16 protein-coding genes are annotated in these 16845 nt (G+C 67.7%); 4 read left to right on the top strand and 12 right to left on the bottom strand.

Translation table 11 applies throughout. The annotated features are described in order from the left end of the window. Positions 1–17: 17 nt before the first annotated feature. Genes J2851_RS15715 through J2851_RS15690 form a run of 6 tightly spaced genes read right to left on the bottom strand, consistent with a single transcriptional unit; the run spans position 18 to position 5687 of the window. Positions 18–800, bottom strand: a complete 783-nt coding sequence (locus J2851_RS15715) for a phosphocholine cytidylyltransferase family protein (protein ID WP_209767317.1) — start codon at positions 798–800, stop codon at positions 18–20. Further along, positions 797–2110 (bottom strand): serine palmitoyltransferase, encoded by a 1314-nt coding sequence (gene spt, locus J2851_RS15710; RefSeq protein ID WP_209767316.1) that lies wholly within the window; start codon positions 2108–2110, stop codon positions 797–799. The genes J2851_RS15715 and spt overlap by 4 nt, the downstream gene beginning before the upstream one ends. After that, entirely contained in the window at positions 2107–2361 is a 255-nt protein-coding gene (locus J2851_RS15705; protein ID WP_209767315.1) for an acyl carrier protein, read from the bottom strand. The genes spt and J2851_RS15705 overlap by 4 nt, the downstream gene beginning before the upstream one ends. A gap of 43 nt (positions 2362–2404) precedes the next feature. Then, on the bottom strand, positions 2405–3352 hold the full coding sequence (locus J2851_RS15700; RefSeq protein WP_209767314.1) for an NAD-dependent epimerase/dehydratase family protein: 948 nt from the start codon (positions 3350–3352) through the stop codon (positions 2405–2407). Next, positions 3349–5070 carry a fatty acyl-AMP ligase gene (locus J2851_RS15695; protein WP_425514302.1) on the bottom strand — a complete coding sequence of 574 codons (1722 nt, stop codon included), beginning with the start codon at positions 5068–5070 and terminating at the stop codon, positions 3349–3351. Before J2851_RS15695 ends, J2851_RS15700 begins: the two co-directional genes overlap by 4 nt. Positions 5071–5078: 8 nt before the next feature. Next, on the bottom strand, positions 5079–5687 hold the full coding sequence (locus J2851_RS15690) for an MlaC/ttg2D family ABC transporter substrate-binding protein (protein ID WP_209767313.1): 609 nt from the start codon (positions 5685–5687) through the stop codon (positions 5079–5081). A 525-nt stretch (positions 5688–6212) separates the two neighbouring features. Between J2851_RS15690 and J2851_RS15685 the strand changes: the two genes are divergently transcribed. The 3 genes from J2851_RS15685 to J2851_RS15675 are packed head-to-tail and all read left to right on the top strand — an operon-like array spanning position 6213 to position 9256. After that, a complete protein-coding gene (locus tag J2851_RS15685) occupies positions 6213–7565 on the top strand; it encodes a lipopolysaccharide biosynthesis protein (protein WP_209767312.1) in 1353 nt (450 codons plus the stop codon). Positions 7566–7592: 27 nt separating this feature from the next. Next, positions 7593–8762, top strand: coding sequence for a sensor domain-containing protein (locus J2851_RS15680; protein ID WP_209767311.1), 1170 nt, complete (start codon positions 7593–7595; stop codon positions 8760–8762). 11 nt (positions 8763–8773) lie between these two features. Beyond that, positions 8774–9256 carry a DUF2141 domain-containing protein gene (locus J2851_RS15675; protein WP_209767310.1) on the top strand — a complete coding sequence of 161 codons (483 nt, stop codon included), beginning with the start codon at positions 8774–8776 and terminating at the stop codon, positions 9254–9256. A 262-nt stretch (positions 9257–9518) separates the two neighbouring features. Here the strand turns inward: J2851_RS15675 and J2851_RS15670 are convergent, their stop codons facing one another. The 6 genes from J2851_RS15670 to J2851_RS35815 form a co-directional block, all read right to left on the bottom strand. After that, complete coding sequence (locus tag J2851_RS15670) at positions 9519–11213, bottom strand: methyl-accepting chemotaxis protein (RefSeq protein WP_209767309.1); 1695 nt, start codon at positions 11211–11213, stop codon at positions 9519–9521. 44 nt (positions 11214–11257) lie between these two features. Beyond that, complete coding sequence (locus J2851_RS15665) at positions 11258–12241, bottom strand: ornithine cyclodeaminase family protein (protein ID WP_209767308.1); 984 nt, start codon at positions 12239–12241, stop codon at positions 11258–11260. After that, positions 12238–13116 carry an alpha/beta hydrolase gene (locus tag J2851_RS15660; protein WP_209767307.1) on the bottom strand — a complete coding sequence of 293 codons (879 nt, stop codon included), beginning with the start codon at positions 13114–13116 and terminating at the stop codon, positions 12238–12240. The genes J2851_RS15665 and J2851_RS15660 overlap by 4 nt, the downstream gene beginning before the upstream one ends. A gap of 29 nt (positions 13117–13145) precedes the next feature. Next, positions 13146–13916 carry an ABC transporter ATP-binding protein gene (locus J2851_RS15655; RefSeq protein WP_209767306.1) on the bottom strand — a complete coding sequence of 257 codons (771 nt, stop codon included), beginning with the start codon at positions 13914–13916 and terminating at the stop codon, positions 13146–13148. Between the two features lie 85 nt (positions 13917–14001). After that, a complete protein-coding gene (locus J2851_RS15650) occupies positions 14002–15018 on the bottom strand; it encodes an ABC transporter substrate-binding protein (protein ID WP_209767305.1) in 1017 nt (338 codons plus the stop codon). A gap of 52 nt (positions 15019–15070) precedes the next feature. Next, positions 15071–15892 (bottom strand): ABC transporter permease, encoded by an 822-nt coding sequence (locus J2851_RS35815; protein ID WP_209767304.1) that lies wholly within the window; start codon positions 15890–15892, stop codon positions 15071–15073. 142 nt (positions 15893–16034) lie between these two features. Here J2851_RS35815 and J2851_RS36340 point away from each other — a divergent pair, with 142 nt between their 5' ends. After that, a complete protein-coding gene (locus tag J2851_RS36340) occupies positions 16035–16745 on the top strand; it encodes a GntR family transcriptional regulator (RefSeq protein ID WP_211114337.1) in 711 nt (236 codons plus the stop codon). Positions 16746–16845: the final 100 nt, after the last annotated feature.

Here is a 16845-nt window from a genome sequence, read left to right as displayed (position 1 = left end):
CTCTCTGCAAAGGAGTCTCACGCCGACAGGCGCTCGTCCACTGCGGGCAGGGCAAAGCGTCCGGCCGCGACCCATCCCTCGACCAGCCGCCGGGCGTGTTCAACGTCGGCGGGGAAATCGACCTCGCCCCACTGGTGCCCTTCGATGGACACGACCTCCACGCCGCCGTCGTTGCGGGCCAGCCGGTCGATTGCCGACAGGTACCAACGGCGTGGCCCCTCGGCTTCGCGGATCACCGCCTGGATCGAGCCGGCGAAGCGCGCGCCGCCGTCGCCGCGGAACAGCAGCATGCCGATGGATTCGCCGTCGACGCTGTCTGCCGGCAGGGTCTTGCCGATGGCGAGCAGCTGGCTCCCGCCGTCCAGGCAGACCTTCATGTCGTCGGCGTCGTACCGCTCCTTGCGGTCGATGGTGACGGTTACCGGGGCGGTCGCGTTGGCGAGAAGCGTTCCCAGCACGGCCGGCTCGAACAGCGTGTCGCCGTTCAGCACGAGGAAGTCGCCGGTCATCTCCGGCAGCGCCACATAGCAGCTGCCGATGTTGTCGGCGACGCTGTAGAAGGGGTTGAACAGCGTACGGACGCGCAGGCCCGGCACATCGAGGCGCTCCAGCGCCGTCTCCACGGCCTCCGCCGCGAAGCCGACGACGACGATCGCTTCGGCGACACCCTGCATCGCGAGCGCGCGGAGCTGCCATTCCAGCAACGGCCGGCCGGCGAAGGGCAGCAGGCATTTCGGCCGGGAGTCCGTCAGTGGCAGTAGCCGCTTGCCCTGCCCGGCGCTGAGGACGATCGCCTTCACAGTGGATTCCCTGTAACCGGTGCGTGGTTGTGCCGTTGCCCTTGGCCGGGCTGCCAGAGCACCTCGCCGAGCAGGTCGCCCTGCCGCTCCTCGGTCATGTCCGGTCGATGGGACCGCGGGGCGATGACGCCCAGCTCACTGCCGATGGCGGTGATCGTGGCGATGACGGTGTCGATCTGCGTCCCGCTGTGGGCGGCGCTGACGCTGGAGCGCAGCAGCGGGGCGTTGTCCGGCGTCGCGGGCGGCAAGGCCAGGTTCAGGTAGATGCCGGCGCCCAGAAGGGCGTTCCAGAAGGCGATGGCCACCTCGGTCGACGGCATGCGGATCGACACGATGGGGCTGACCTGCGGGCCGAGGATGAAGCCTTCCGCTTCCAGCCCGTGGTAGAGGCGCTGCGCGTTGATGTTCAGCCGGGCGCGCAGCCCCGGATCCTCCTGGACGCGGGCCAGCGCCTGCGTGACCGACGCGATCACCGACGGCGGCAGCGACGCGGTGAACATGTAGGGGCGGCAGGCGATGCGCAGAACGTCGAAGTCCGGCAGGTTCGAGACGCAGAACCCGCCGACCGCGCCGAGGCTCTTGCTGAAGGTGCCGACGATGAAATCGACGTCCGCCTCCACACCCGCCTGCTCGACCAGTCCGCGGCCGTTGCTGCCCAGCACGCCCAGGGAATGCGCCTCGTCCACCAGCAGGTGGGCGTTCCATTCCCGCTTCACCGCCGCGATCTCCTTCAGCGGCGCGGTGTCGCCGAGCATGCTGTAGATGCCCTCCACCACGATCAAGCGGTTGCCCGGCGCGTCCTTCAGCCGGCTCAGGCGGCGCGCGAGGTCGTCGGGGTCGTTGTGGCGGAAGCGGATCACCTCGGCGTGGCCGAGCCGGCACCCGTCGTAGATGCTCGCGTGGCTGTCCGCGTCGATCAGGATGTGATCGCCGCGGCCGGCGATGGTGGACAGGATGCCCAGGTTCGCCTGGTAACCGGTGGAAAACACCATCGCCGCGCGGGTCCCGTAGAAGGCGGCCAAGCGCCGCTCCAGCTCCGCGTGGTTGCCGTAGGTGCCGTTCGCGATGCGCGACCCCGTGGTTCCGGTGCCGGCCTGCATCAACGCCTCGACCGCCTTGTCGACGCAGCTGCTGTCAAAGGTCAGGCCGAGATAGTTGTTCGTGCCGAGCAGGATGACCCGCTTGCCCTTCAGCACGGCCTCGCTCGGCGACAGCACCTCGTCGAAACAGACGGTGAAGGGATCGTGACCGGCGGACTGCACGGTTTCGTAAGCCCCCTGAAGGGCCTTGAACTTGTCGAGGATGGTCATTCGGGTGAGCGCCCCTTCAGGTCCGCAACGGCGGCGGCCAGATCGTTGATGGTTTGAATCCCGGCCAGCCGGTCCATGGGGATGGAGACGTCGAACCGATCCTCCAGCTGCATGACGAAATTCATGACGGCGAGGGAATCCAATCCAAGGTCTCGTGCGATGTTCGTATCGGGCGTCGCCACCTCGGTGACCTGCGGCAAGGTGCCGATCATGCCGATGATGACGTCGACGATGTCGCTGTTCTGAGTCATGGCGCGCGTCTCTTTGAAAATTCATAAAGGCCATTCGCGGGCATCACAGCCACCGGGCGTTGCGGTACCAACGAACCGTGTCGGCGAAGCCGTCCGGCAGCGCGATGCGCGGCGCCCAGAGTGCCGGCGGCGGCTGGCGCTCCGCAGCGGACGACCAGTCCGGGTGCAGCATCTCTCGGACCTTGCCGGGGGTCAGGATCGAGGGCCGGCCGGCGAGACGCCCGGCGAGGCCGGCCACGGCGCCGGTCAGCCGGACCAGCAGCGGGGGGGCGGGCACGATCACCGGCCTGCCGCCGCCGACCGCGCGCACCGCTTCGTCCAGGATGGTGCGCCAGGAATAGCCGTCCCGCTGCCCGTCGCTGAGTTCGAAGACGCAGCCGGTCGGACCGCCGGCGCACAGCGCGGCGATGGCCTCGGCGGCGTCCTCCACATGGATCAGGCAAACGCGGGACTCCGGCCCGTGGAACAGGGGCAGCACAGGGCTGCGGGCCCAGCGGAACACGGCCAGCGTCTCCTTGTCCCGCGGACCGTAGATCGCCGGCGGGCGGACCACCACCCAGGGCGCATCGCCGCGTGCCGCGCGAACGGCGTCCTCACCGGCGCGTTTGCTGGCGGCGTAGTCGGACAGCTGCGGCTCCCGCGCGGCCAACGAAGACACATGGACCAGTCGCGCGGTGGGGGCCGTCGCCGCCGCGATGGCGGCGAGGCGGGCACTGCCGTCGCGGTTGACCGCCATGGCCTCCGCGCGTGAGCGCGCCTTGATCAGGCCGGCCAGATGCACCACGGCGTCCACCCCACGCACGAGGCGGCGAAGCGCATCGGCGTCCAGTAAATCGCCGAACACCAGCTCCGGTTCATGGTCCGGGCATGGCCAATGGTCGGCGCTGCGCCGGACGAGCAGGCGGACCTGCCATCCGGTCCGGGCCAGGGCGGCAACGACCGCGCGGCCCAGAAACCCGGTGCCCCCGGTGACCGCCACGACCCGTGTCACAGCCCCTCTCCGAACGTACCGCGCAGGAAGAGCTGGCGCGCCCGGCTGCGGCTGAGCTTGCCGGAGGAGGTCTGCGGCAGGCTGTGCGGCGGAACGAGCACGATCCGCGCCTCCGCTCCATGCTCTGCCCGCAGGGCCCCGGCCACGGCGGCCTTCAGCGTCTCCCGCGCCTCCGGGTCGGGCGTGCGGCAGTGGACGAGCACGACGATCCGTTCCGCCTCGCTCTGGTCGACGGAGAAGGCGGCCACGTCGCCGCTGCGCAGGCCGCTGACGCGCTCGGCGCTCCACTCAAGATCCTGCGGCCAGATGTTGCGGCCGTTGACGATGATCAGGTCCTTGGCGCGCCCGGTGATGACCAGAGCCTCGCCGACCCGGTAGCCAAGGTCGCCGGTGTCGAGCCAGCCATCCGCCGACAGGGTCCGCGCGGTCTCTTCCGGCTGCTCGAAGTAGCCGCTCATCAGGCTCGGGCCGCGGACGAAAAGACGCCCGAGGCGCCGCTCGCCCAGGATCGCCCCGTCGGGATCGCGGATCTCGACCGCGTGGTCCGGCAGGGGAGGGCCGCACAGGACAAAGTCGCGGGCACGGGCGTCGGCGGCCTGAGGCGCCACCGCGCGCCCATCGTCTTCCAGCACGTCCATGTCCACGCAGTCCACTTCGGCTCCTGTGTCGAGGGGCGCGAAGCTGACGGCCAGGGTGGTTTCGGCCATCCCGTAACTTGGCACGAAGGCCCGCCGGTCGAAGCCGCAGGACGCGAAGGTTTCGGCGAAGTTGGCAAGGACATGCGGGCGGATCATGTCGCCGCCGATTCCGGCCCCGCGCCAGGAGGATAGGTCGATCCCTTCCGGCTTGCTCAATGCCGCGCGTCGCGCGCACAACTCGTACCCGAAACTCGGGCTGTAGGACAGCGTGCCGCGGTTGCGCGAGATCAACGTCAGCCACGTCAGCGGCCGGCGGGCGAATTCGTGGGTCGGAAGGAAATCGACGGAGACTTGGGCGGTGAGCGGGGCAAGCAGGAAGCCGACCAACCCCATGTCATGATAGAACGGCAACCAGGAGACGCCGCGGTCGCCGGTGTCGATCCGCAAACCGTGCTCCACGATCGCGCGGGCGTTCGCCATGAAGGAGCGGTGCGTCACCGTGATGCCCGACGGGAACCGCGTGCTGCCCGAGGAAAATTGCAGGTAGGCGACATCGTCGTCACCGACCGCCGGCAGGTCGATCCCTTGTTCCGCGAAGCCGTCCAGCACGCCGAGGTCGCCGACGGCGCGCAGTCCCAGACCTTCCGCGGCTTCCGCCACCCAGCCCACCAAGGAGGCCGGGGCGAACAGGCCGGATGCCCGCGCCGTGCCCAGCATGCCGCGGATGTGGCTGACGTACCCCTCGCGCCCGCCGAAGGCCATGGGCAGGGGCATCGGCACGGGCGCGATGCCGGCGTAGGCGCAGGCGAAGAAGGCCCGCACGAAGTCGCCGCTGGTTTCCGCGATCAGGGCGATCCGTTCGCCGGGTTTGAAACCGGCGGCCAGCAGGCGCCGGGCCAGGGACACGGCTTGAGCGCGCAGATCCCGGTAGGTCAGCGCCTCAAGGAGTTGCCCGTTTCCCGAATGGAAGTTGAGGCCGCGTTCGCTGTCGGCCGCATAGTCCAGCGCCTCGGTCAGTGTCGCGAAATCGGCCTTGCGCAGCGGCAAGGGACAGGTGGACGGCGTTGGGGACGACATCATGGCAATCCTCAGCCGACCTTCTGGCGAAGGGCTTGGATCAGGCCGTCCACCTTCCCGCCGTTCTGCTGGATCACGGACGCGAATTCCTGGCGCTGGGTGACGCCCATGCTGACGCCCTCAACCACCACGTCGATGATCTTGGGGTGTCCGTCGCGGTGGCGGACGCGCCATTCGAGGTTTATGGGCGGGCCGTTGGGGCGGACGATTTGGGTGGCGACCGTGCTGTCGGCGCCGCTTTCGGAGCGCGCCCCGGTCACTTTGAAGGTCTCGCCCGAATATTCGAGGAAGCGGCCGGCGTAGGTGTTGATGATCAGCCGTTCGAACAGCCGCTGGTATTCGGCCTGTTGCTGCTCCGTCGCCTGATTCCAGAAGCGGCCCAGCACCCAGCGCCCGATGTAGGGTACGTCGAAGCCCCTGTGCAGCAGGGCCTGGAAGCGCTGAATCGCCTGTTGCCGCGGCAGCGTCTTGTCGGAGAAGGTGCGGATAGCCTCGTCACCGAGATTTTGAATGAACGTGCGGGCCTCGGCTTCGCCCGACTGGGCGCCGACCGGAGCAGGGGTCCAAACGGCTGCCCCGAAGAACGTGGCGGCGGCAAGGAATTGGCGTCGTATCAACATGCAAACGTTTCCAGCTCTTACGGATTCGCAGGGGCGACGGCTGGACATGGGGAGCGTCCGGCGTTTTACGGCTGATGGGTCGGTGTTGGCATCCAACGCCGAGTGGCGGCAGAACGCCGCCGGGATATCCAATCAGGTGTTCAAATCTCGTGCCGGTTCGGGGAAAGCCTCCGATGGCGCGAGGAGGTCTCCGGTCGCCGTCGCAGCGGCTCACACCCCCGCAGTTGGTTTTCGACCGGTCCAGGGCTCGCGCCCGGCATCCTTGGGCGAACCCTTGTCAGGCACCGCGAATCTCCATTGCGTGCTCGGCTCATCCGACTGTATCGTTCCCGTCACCGTAACGTAATGGACGGTACTCCACAAGGGGAGTGATTCCGGCGCGGTGGGGTGACCTGATCACGAAGCATTCCTGGGGACCTTGCGCGACAGGACAGCGCCATTCGTTGTGGGCTGCGCGGGTTCCGAGGCGGCTTACGGATGCAAGATTTCACCCTTTCCCGAGGCGATCCCGGCATAGGCAGGCCAATGAGTTCCGAGTTTCCGAAAACGTCGCCGGCCATGCCGCTGCGCGCCGCGTGGGGCGGCGACGGTCGGCTGAAAAAGCTGTTCGCCAACGCCGGTATCCTGCTGGGCGGCAAGGGGCTGAATGCCGTGTTCAGCCTCGGCGCCATGGCCGTGGCCGCGCGCGCGCTGGGGACCGAGGCGTTCGGCACGCTGATTCTGATCCACACCTTCACCCAGGCGATGGGGGAAATCGCCAAATTCCAGTCCTGGCAGGCGGTGCTGCGCTACGGCACCCCGGCGCTGATGGAGGGGCGTACAGGAGACTTTCAACGCCTTCTGCGCTTCACGGTCGCGTTGGACGGACTGAGCGCCGTCGTCGGCATGCTGCTGTCCATGGCGCTGGGCTGGGTGATCGCGCCGCACCTGGGCTGGTCGGCGGATCTGATGCCGGCGGTCCTGCTGTACGCGACGTCGATGCTGTTTATGGTGACCGCCACGCCCACGGGCGTGCTGCGGCTGGTGGACCGCTTCGATCTGCTCTCCGTGCAGGGCAGCCTGGGCAACGTGGTGCGGTTGCTGGCGGGCGGGTTGGTGTGGCTGGCCGGCGGCGGAATGGCGTGGTTCCTCGCGGCCTGGTACCTGGGCACGGCGGTGGCAGGGCTTTACCTGATTCTCACCGGCCGGCGGGAGCTGAAGAACCGTGGCCTGCTGGAAGGCTTCCGCTGGCGCGGGGGCGGCTGGACCGCGGGCTTTCCCGGGATTTGGGCCTTTGTCTGGTCCACCAACCTGAACACGACCCTGGAACTGGCTTTCACCCATGTGAGCACGTTGATCGTCGGCTGGCTGTTGGGGCCGGCGGAGGCTGCGCTCTTCCGCGTGGCGCGCCAGATCGGGGAGGCCTTGGCCAAGCCGGCAAAGTTGCTGGTCCCCGCCATCTATCCGGAGTTGGCCAAGCTGTGCGCGGGCGGAGAGCACCACGTCATGCGGTCCCTGGTCCAGCGCTCCGCCCTGATGGCGGCGGGCGGGGCGAGCCTGAGCCTCGCTCTGGCCTGGCTGGGTGGCGAATGGCTGCTCGGGCTGGTGCTTGGGCCGGACTTCGTGGCGGCCTATCCGGTCATGCTGTGGCTCGTCGCGTCGGCCGTGGTCTCCATCGCCGCTTTTCCGCTGGAGCCCGTGCTGATCAGCGGCGGGGAAGCCGGTGCGGCGCTCCGCGCCCGGTTGTGGAGTTCGGCCTTCTACCTGCCGGTGCTGCTGCTGGCCGTGCAGCAAGACGGTCTGATCGGCGCCGGCTGGGCCCGGCTGTTCGCAACGGTGGTGACCTTCATCGCCTTCCTGGTGCCCGTGATGCGCTGGTTCCGTGCGCGGACCGCTTGAACGGCAAGGGAAAAGAGACCCGGTTCCATGAGAGTTTGCTTCTTCTACAACGCCCAGCATCATCAGGTCCTGCACAGCCTGCCGGTGGCCTTCGAACTGTCGGCGATGCCGGGATTCGCGGTGGACATCGTCGCCTCGACGCAAGGACACCTCGATCTTGTTCGTGACCTTCAGAAGCTGTACCCGGACGCGCGGGTGACGTACCGGCTGCTGGAGCAGCCCTGGCCGCTCCGGCTGTACAGCCGGCTCATCCAGACCGGCCTGCCGCCCAAACTGCTGACCCTGTGGCACAACCGGGCTTTGTTCGATTGCTACGACGCCATCGTCGTGCCCGAAAGGACCAGCCTGGCCCTGAAGCGGTTTGGCGTCCGCCGGCCCAAGTTCATTCACACGTCCCATGGCGCGGGGGATCGGGCCGCCACGTTGGACCGGCGCATCGCCGAGTTCGACTTTGCCCTTGTGCCAAGTCCGAAGACGGCGCAATGGCTGCTGGAGGGTGGGCTGGTCCGGCCCGGCCATTACGCGGTCGGCGCCTACGCCAAGTTCGACATCGTCCGCCGCCTGCGCACGCAGAAGCGGTCCTTGTTCGCCAACGACCGCCCGACGGTCCTGTACAATCCCCATTTCCGGCCGCAACTGTCGTCCTGGCGAGAATTCGGATTGCGCGTGCTCGACCACTTTGCGCGCAGCGACCGGTACAACCTCATCTTCGCGCCACATGTCCGCCTGTTCTCGCCGCCGACCCAGGAGAAATACGCGGCCTTTGCCAAATACGACGCGCTGCCGAACATGATCATCGATCTCGGAAGTATGCGCAGCATCGACATGACATACACGCTGAGCGCCGACGCCTACATCGGGGACGTGTCCAGCCAGGTCTACGAATTCCTGCTGTCGCCGCGCCCGTGCCTGTTTCTGAACGGCCATCGGGCGAACTGGCGCGACAATCCACGCTATCTCTTCTGGACGCTGGGGCCGGTCGTCTCGGACATGGCGATGTTTCCGGCAACTCTGGACCAGTTGCTGGCCGACCCGTCGCCCTGGCGCGAGGCGCAGGACAAGGCCGTCGCGGCGACCTTCGACCTGTCGACCGACACGCCCGGCCACCACAACGCCCAACTGCTGGCCGAATGGCTGTCAGCGAATGTGAAGCATCGGGCAACCACCTTTGCAAGCACCGCGGAGCGCGTACATTGAAAGCAGGTGTGATGATGCCGCTGCGTTCCCTGTTCGGTACGCTGGTGTTGCTCGCCGGCCTTGGGCAGGCCCAGGCCGAAACGGTGTTCACGGGTGAAGGCACGTCCTGCACCAGCGAGGGCAACCCGGTTCGCCTGCATGTGACGGTGTCCAACCTTCGCAGCGCCAGCGGCCTGGTCATCGTCACCGTGTACGGCGACAATCCCGCGGACTTTCTGGCTTCCGGCAAGAAGCTGGCACGGGTGCGTACACCGGCCCGCGCCGGTGTGGCCGAAGTCTGCATTGCGGTGCCGCAGCGCTCCTCCTACGCCGTCGCCCTGTACCACGATGAGAACGGCGATCGGCGTTTCAACCGGAACCTCGTCGGCATGCCCACGGAGGGTTTCGGGATCTCCAACGATGCCGAAACCACGCTGGGCATCCCGAGCTACGAGGCCGCGCGTTTCACCGCGCAGCCCGGAGACAACCGTCTGTCGATCACGGTGCGCTATTGACGTCTGTGAGAACATGTTTGTAGTCGAGGCATCCCGGCCGACGCTGAGCGGTATGCTACTTTCAGCGACGTTGGTGCAAATAGGCTGCCCAGTTCTCCACACGCTAGCGCGCCTTCGGGATCTTGTGACGGCGGGGCTCGTTGGCCTTGTACGGCATCGGACTCTCGGCTTCAGCGGGGGCCGATCCTTTACCCGCTCGCCCTCCCGGCCGCCACCACTCCGGTCCTTTTTGCACCAACGCCCCAATCGACGGCACCGTTCGTCACGCGGCTTTCACCTCCGCGATGAAGGCGTCGATGCTGATCTTCAACGCCACGGTCCGCTCCGCCACCTTCTGTGCGGATTGCAAAACGTCGCTCGACCCTGTCGCGGTTGATCGGACGGCCATGTGAAGCCCACCGATGTTGCCGGTGACCTCGGCCGTACCCTGCGCGGCCTGGATGGCGTTCCGGCCGATTTCGGCCGTGGCGGCTCCCTGCTGCTCGACGGCCGCAGCCACCGCGGTTGCCATTTCATTGAGGCGGTAGATCACCGTTGCGATCGACTGGATGGCGGAAACCGCCCCGCCGATCGTGTCCTGCATCGCGCCGACCTGGCCGCGGATTTCGTCGGTTGCCTGAGCGGTCTGGGACGCCAGCTGCTTGACTTCGTTTGCCACGACGGCGAAGCCCTTGCCGGCCTCCCCGGCGCGGGCGGCCTCGATCGTCGCGTTCAGGGCCAGAAGGTTGGTTTGGCTGGCGATGCCCTGGATCAGGTCGATCACCTCGTTGATCCGCTGGCCGGACTCGGTCAGTGCCCGGACCCGGCCTTGGGCCTGCTCGGCCTGCCGCGAGGCTTCGTCGGCGAAGCTGCGGGCCTCGTTCATCTGCCGCGAGACTTCCTGCACGGTCGAGGTCAACTCTTCCGTCGCTGCGGCCACCGCCTGCACGTTCGCGGTGGTCTGCCCCGCGGCGCCACCGACGGTGGTCATCTGTCCCGACGCACCCTCCGCCGACGCCGACAGGGAATGGGCCGTGGCCTCCAACGAGGCCGAGGCGGCGCTCATCACATGCAGGGCGTCGCTGACCTCCTGCTCGAACCGGCCGATCACCCCGTTGACCATCTCGGCCCGGGCCAGCTTCTGCTGCGCGTCCGCCTCCTGCACGGCCTGGATGCGCTGGCGGTCGAGGGCGTTCTCCCGGAACACCGCCATGGCGCGCGCGATGTCGCCGACCTCGTCCTTGCGGTCGACCCCGGCGATGTCCACCGCAAGGTCGCCGTCGGCAAGACGGCGCAGGCAGGCCATCGCCGTGCCGATCGGGCCGACGATCCCGCGCATCGACAGCCAACGCCCGATCGCCACGCTGGCCAGGATGCCGGCAACGGCCACCCCGCCCATCAGCCAGTTCAACCAGGTCGCCAGCGCCGACGCTTCCTCGGAGATCCGCGCCGTCTTGCGGTCCGTGTACTCGTTGTACTCCTGAATGGCCTTGATCAGCGTCGCGACCAGGTCCTGGCTGCCCGCGACGTTGTTCAAGATCTCGCGGCGGGCGTAGGTGATGCCGAGGTCCTCATGCTGCTTCGCCGCGGCGACCGTCGCGTCCACCAGGCTGACATAGGCGCCATAGGATCGGTCGATGGCGTCCAGCATCGCGCGCTGCTCATCGTCGGCGCTGGTCCGCGCCTCGTCCAGATGCGCGCGGGCCGCGGCCTTGCGGTGGGCGACGACCGATTCGATCGTCGCCACGCTGGCCGGGTTGGCGCCCATCTGGTACTCGGCGCGGCTCAGCTCGACCAGGTAGCGGTTGAGGCGGGCGCCCTGCACCGCCTCGTGACCGGCAAGCTCGACCCGTCCCAACTCGCCGCTGAGCGTCGACAAGCCGTAGCCGCCCACCACCGCGATCACGACCGAGACGGCGCCGAGGACGGTGACGATGCCGAGAATCTTCCCGGCGATGCGTATGTTTTTCAGTTGCATATCCGCTTCCGGCTGGACGCTGTCGAGTTATAAATGCCGTGTCATCAGGCAAGATCGCGGGCAAGATCGACGCGGTGAACGGCGCCGTCCCCGGCGGCCTCGGCCTTCCGAACGGCCCAGGCGGCGATCATCAGGTCCTGGATGGCCATGCCGGTGGAGTCGAAGACGGTGATCTCGTCGTCGCGCGTGCGGCGGACGGCCTTCCCGTCGAGGACGTCGCACAGCGTCCCGCGGATGGCCTCGCGGGTCAGGCCGCGCTTCGCCGCGTGCTGGCACTCGCCGAGGGCGGAGGCCTGCGCCCAGTCGTCGACCCAGACCGAGGCGCGCAGCAGAAGGTCGGCGTCGAGTTCCTGCTTCCCGACGGTGTCCGCGCCCATGGCGCTGATGTGCGTGCCGGGGCGGATCCAGTCGGCGCGCACGACCGGCTCCCGCGCGGTCGTCAGCGTGATCAGGGCATCGGCGTTCCGGGCCGCCTCCTCCACCGCGACGACCTCGACCGGCACGGTGCTGTCGAGCGTGCGCGCGAACGCCTCGGCGCGCGCCCGGTCACGGTTCGCCACCAGGACGCGGTCGAAGCGGCGCACGAGCAGCGCGGCGTCGATGTGGTGGCGCGCCTGGCCCCCGGTGCCGATCAGCCCGAGCGTCCGGGCATCCTCGCGCGCCAGTTCCCGAATGCCGATGGCGCAGGCGGCCGCCGTGCGCACCCCGGTGAGATGGTTGGAACTGACCAGCGCCGATGGGCAGCCGGTCTCCGGGTCGGTCAGCACGGTGGTCGACTGGTGGTTGGTGAGGCCGCGCCCGCGGTTCTCCGTCCAGTAGCCGCCGATCTTGAGCCCGAGCAGGCCGATCGCAAGGTCGGCGCCCGCCTTGATCCCATAGACGTTCGGACCCGGCAACAGGCGTTCGCGCACGACCGGATAGTTGCGCGCCTGGTCGCGGGAGACCTCGCGGAACGCCATGTCCATGGCGTCGATGGCGTCGGCCGGCGACACCAGGCGGCGCGCCGCAACTTCGTCGATGATGATCATGCCGGCATCCCCGCGGCCTTCAGGACCATCCGCGACAACGGATCGTCCGGCGTTTCCATCAGCGCCATGATCGAGAAATGGTCATGACCGGGAATCTCGTGGTAGGCGCAGGCCGATCCCCGGGCGCGGCAACGCTCGGCGAAGTCGCGCGACTGCCCCACCCAGGCCGGCGTCTCGTTGGCGCCCACGGCGATCTCCAGGGCCGTGGCGGTGGCCGGCGGGTGCCGCATGGGGCTGACGCCGTCCACCATCTCCGGCCGCAGCCGGATGGTGTCGTTGACCGTGATTCCCAGCACCGGTTCCAGCTCGTAGATGCCGCTGACCAGCACCGCGGCCTTGACCAGCCCATCGGGCAGCCGATCCCCGCCCAACCGATCCCCGCCCAACCGATCCCCGCCGGCATCGTCCGCCAGCGCCATGGCCAGCAGATGCGCCCCCGCCGAATGCCCCGACGCGGTGATCCGTTCGGGGTCCCCGCCCAGTTCCGCCGCGTGCCGGTGCACCCAGCGCAGCCCGTCGCGCGTCCGCCGGACGATCTCCGGCAGCGATGCGTCGGGGCACAGGTCGTAGTTCATCACCACCGTCGTGACGCCCCGCGGCACCAGCGCGTCGGCGATGTAGCTGTAATCGGCCTTGTCACGGCCGCGCCAATAGCCGCCGTGCAGGAACAGATGGAGCGGCGCGTTCGGCGTCGCGGCCGGAAACACGTCGAGCGTGGAGAGTTTGGTGTCGCCATAGGCGACGTCATAGCGCCCGGCGTGCCGCTTTCTCGCGGCCCGGCTCAGCTCCGACGCGCGCGCGGCGTGGCGCGCGAAGTCGGGAACGGATGCGCGGGGGTTGTATTGCCACTCGTGATCGTCACGGACGACAGACACGATGGGGTCTCCATGGTTCGGGAAAAGGTTCAGACCAGTTCCATCAACTGGTTCCACAGCAGCTGCCGCTTGGCCGAATATTCGGGCGTGTCGCGCAGCGCTTCGCCGAGCCGGGCGCGCGGTCGCGGGATGTCGATGGGCACGATGTCCCGGATGCGCCCCGGGCGCGGCGACATGACCACCACCCGGTCGGCAAGGCACACGGCCTCGTCCACGCTGTGCGTGACGAACAGGACCGTCTTGCCCATGCGCTCGGTCAGGCCGAGCATTTCGTTCTGCAAAATCTCGCGGGACAGCGCGTCCAGCGCGCCGAACGGTTCGTCCAGCAGCATCATGTCCGGTTCGATCGCCAGGGCGCGGGCAATGCCGACGCGCTGCTGCATGCCGCCGGAGAGCTGGTGCGGAAAGCGGTCGCCGAATCCCTTCAGGCCGACCGTCGCCAGCACGCGCTCGGTGATGTCGCCGTGTTGACGCGCCGGCACGCCCTTGGCTTCGAGGGCGAAGCCGATGTTCTGGGCGGCGGTCAGCCAGGGCAGCAGCCCATACTGCTGGAAGACGAAGCCGCGGTCGTGCCCCGGGCCGCGTGCGGGCTTGCCGTCGATCAGGATGTCCCCGCTGGTTGCCGTCTCCAGCCCCTGGATGATGCGCAGCAGCGTGGTCTTGCCGCACCCGCTCGGCCCCACGAAGGCGATGAACTCGCCTTCCTCGACATCCAGGTCGACGCCGTCGAGCGCCAGCATGGACGGCCCGTCGGACACCGGGAAGCGCTTGGTCAGATTGCGCACGGACAGCTTTGGCATGGGTCGGCACCATGTCTCGGGAAGAAGAGGACGGACGGGAAGACGGGGAGGGGCCGGCCGCAGTGACCGGCCCCGGCCCGCTGCGTTACGGCTTATAGGTGCCGATCTCGGTCAGGACGTCCTGCACGACGGTGGTGTCGAGCACCTTGTCGGCCGGGTGCACGGCCTTCTGCAGGCTGCCCTGCACGTTCAGGTCCTGCATGTATTTGGCCTGATCGGCGGTCACGGTGCCGTTCGGGTTCCAGATGCCGCCGACCCGATAGAACTCGTAGAACTCGGCAAGCTGCTCGTCGTTGTAGTCGAAGTGCTTCTTCGCCACGTCGAGCGCGCCCTTTTCGTTGTCGAAGATCCAGCGGGTCGCTTCCAGCTCCGCCTTGACGAAGCGCTTCAGCACGTCGCGCTTCGTCGCGATGGTCTCGCTGCGGACGTCCCACGGCGTCATCACGTAGGTGGGCAGCTTCTTGGAGACGACGAACAGGACCTTGGCGTTCTTGTCGTGCGCGGCCTTCGGATCGAAGTTGGACACGGTCGCGTCGACGGTTCCGGACAGGACGCCGTTGATCCGCGCCGACGACCCCTTCAGGGACACCCACTGGACCGACTTGATCTGCTCTTCGGTCATGCCCGCCTGCCGCATCAGGGCGGTGATCACCACGTGCGGCAGCGAGCCGGGCGAGGAGATGCCGACCTTCTTGCCGGGAAGGTCGGTGACGTCCTTGATGCCCGATCCGGCGTTCACGTAGAAGGCGTAATGCAGGCCGGTGTGCACGCCGCCGATGGTCTTGAGGTCGGCACCCTTGTCGATCGCCGCCAGCGTCTCGGACATGCCGGTCTGGCTGAGGTCCAGTTCCCCGGCGATGAGAGAGCGCACGGGAATGGAGCTGTCCGCGATGTGGACCAACTCGACCGACAGGCCGTTCTTCTCGTAGAAGCCCTTATCCTGGGCGACGAACTCGACGAGGTTCAGGAACATCTTGGCGGGCATGCCGATCTTCAGCGTGTCGGCGGCCAGGGCGGCGGTGCTCAAGGCGGCGGTGCCAAGGGTGGCGGTGAAGGCGCCGGCGAGCAGGGCAGCCTTCAACGAGCGGGGCATCAGACGCATGATCCCTCTTTCTTTCGTGGTCGTGTCGGGTGGGAGCGTGGTGCTGGGCCGGTCAGCGGCGGCGCCAGCGGCCGAAGCGCGCTTCGACCTTCTGAACGAGGAGCGTGAGCGCGTTGGCGAGCACGGCGACCACCAGCACGGGGGCGAAGGCCTTGGCCGTCTCGAACGCGTTCGTGTAGTTGATGATGAGGCCGCCCAGCCCGGAGATGGACGTCAGGAACTCGGCGACGATCATCGCGATGATGCCGCGGCCGAGCGCGATGCGCAGGCCGCTCGCCACGTAGGGCATGGCGTAGGGCGCGATGATCTTCCGGTAGACCATGGCGCGCGACGCCATGAAGGCCTTGCCGATGTCCAGGTAATGCTTGTCGACGTTCTTGACGCCGGTGACCGTGTTGATGATCACCGGGAACACCGCGAACAGGATGATGATCGTGATCTTCGCCAGGAAGCCGATGCCGACCCACAGCATCAGGATCGGGATCAGGGCGACCAGCGGCATTGCGTAGAGCGCGTTGATGTAGGGATCGAGGATCACCTCCACCGTGCGGTTGGTGCCCATGGCGAACCCGATCACGATGCCCAGCACCGACGCGATCACAAAGCCCAGGACGAAGGTCGACATGCTGTCGAGCGTCGCCCACAGCAGTTCCCCGCTGACCAGCAGGTCCCAGGTGGCCAGGGCGATGTCGCTGGGCATTGCCACCAGAAGTTTGTTCGCGTCGTGCGCGGCGAACTCCCATGCGGCGAGCAGGAGAACGAGCGTGCCGATCTGAAGAATCCGCTCGCGGCGCTTCTGGCGTCTGGGATCGGGTTCCGCAAGCGGATCGACGGCGTTTTTCGATGCCGTGCCCGGCTGTGCACTGCGCTGCACGCCTGTCTCCTGTCTGCAAGGTGATGGTATTGTCGGCGTCGGCGGCTGTTCCGCCACGGCCGATCATTTGTACACACGCTAACCTAAAGTGGTAACCTGACGCAAGCAGATCAGCAGACGGTCTGACAAGGTAGGAAATTTTATGTCCAATTCCTCAATAAACATTGTCCGGGTCGCGGCGCCGTTGCGGCAGCAGGTGATCGACGTGCTGCGCGCGGCCATTTCCGACGGCCGCTACGCGCCGGGCGATCGGCTGGTCGAGCGCGAACTGTGCGAAACGCTCCAGGTCAGCCGGCCGATCCTGCGCGAGGCCTTGCGCCAGCTGGAGGCGGAGGGGCTGGTGCGCAACGTGCCCCAGCGCGGGCTGGAGGTGGTGACGCTCACGGCCGAGGACGTCCGGCAGATTTATCAGGTGCGCGGCGCCTTGGAGAGCTTGGCGGCGGCGGAATTCATTGCGCACGCCGGCGACGGGCAATGGGCGCAGCTGGCCGACGCCATGGCCGCCTTCGAAAGGGCCGCCGACGAAGGCGTGCCGTCGCGCATCCAGGCGGCGAAAACCTGCTTCTACGACACGCTGATCGCGGGCTGCGGCAACGCCACCATGGCGCAAATCCTCAAGGGACTGCACAACCGCATCCAACTGCTGCGTGGTGTCTCGTTGTCCGAGCCCGGGCGGCTTCCGAACACGATCCGGGAGATGCGCGCCATCTTCGACGCACTGCGTGCTCGCGACCCGATCCGCACGCGCCACGTCTACGATGAGCACATCGCGAGTGCGGCGCGCGCAACCATGCAGTCTCTTGGCAAGACGCGGACGACCCGTTCCGGCGTGACGGAAAGGGACTTTGCCTGATGTGACGGGTCTGAGCTGAGCCGACGCTGTTGCACCGGGGCTGCGAGATCCGATGCCAGCAGCGTTGGTGCACGTTCGCCTACATCGAAGGCCACTGCAA

Source organism: Azospirillum rugosum (assembly GCF_017876155.1).
GTDB lineage: Bacteria > Pseudomonadota > Alphaproteobacteria > Azospirillales > Azospirillaceae > Azospirillum > Azospirillum rugosum.
The sequence above is the reverse complement of the archived record's forward strand: the minus strand, read 5'-3'. Positions and strand labels throughout refer to the sequence as shown.

Bases quoted from the DNA above. Each gene is read 5' to 3' on its own strand.
- spt (WP_209767316.1), bottom strand. From the start codon at position 2,110: ATGACCATCCTCGACAAGTTCAAGGCCCTTCAGGGGGCTTACGAAACC.
- J2851_RS15705 (WP_209767315.1), bottom strand. From the start codon at position 2,361: ATGACTCAGAACAGCGACATCGTCGACGTCATCATCGGCATGATCGGC.
- J2851_RS15695 (WP_425514302.1), bottom strand. From the start codon at position 5,070: ATGATGTCGTCCCCAACGCCGTCCACCTGTCCCTTGCCGCTGCGCAAG.
- J2851_RS15690 (WP_209767313.1), bottom strand. From the start codon at position 5,687: ATGTTGATACGACGCCAATTCCTTGCCGCCGCCACGTTCTTCGGGGCA.
- J2851_RS15685 (WP_209767312.1), top strand. From the start codon at position 6,213: ATGAGTTCCGAGTTTCCGAAAACGTCGCCGGCCATGCCGCTGCGCGCC.
- J2851_RS15680 (WP_209767311.1), top strand. From the start codon at position 7,593: ATGAGAGTTTGCTTCTTCTACAACGCCCAGCATCATCAGGTCCTGCAC.
- J2851_RS15675 (WP_209767310.1), top strand. From the start codon at position 8,774: ATGATGCCGCTGCGTTCCCTGTTCGGTACGCTGGTGTTGCTCGCCGGC.
- J2851_RS15670 (WP_209767309.1), bottom strand. From the start codon at position 11,213: ATGCAACTGAAAAACATACGCATCGCCGGGAAGATTCTCGGCATCGTC.
- J2851_RS15665 (WP_209767308.1), bottom strand. From the start codon at position 12,241: ATGATCATCATCGACGAAGTTGCGGCGCGCCGCCTGGTGTCGCCGGCC.
- J2851_RS15655 (WP_209767306.1), bottom strand. From the start codon at position 13,916: ATGCCAAAGCTGTCCGTGCGCAATCTGACCAAGCGCTTCCCGGTGTCC.
- J2851_RS15650 (WP_209767305.1), bottom strand. From the start codon at position 15,018: ATGCGTCTGATGCCCCGCTCGTTGAAGGCTGCCCTGCTCGCCGGCGCC.
- J2851_RS36340 (WP_211114337.1), top strand. From the start codon at position 16,035: ATGTCCAATTCCTCAATAAACATTGTCCGGGTCGCGGCGCCGTTGCGG.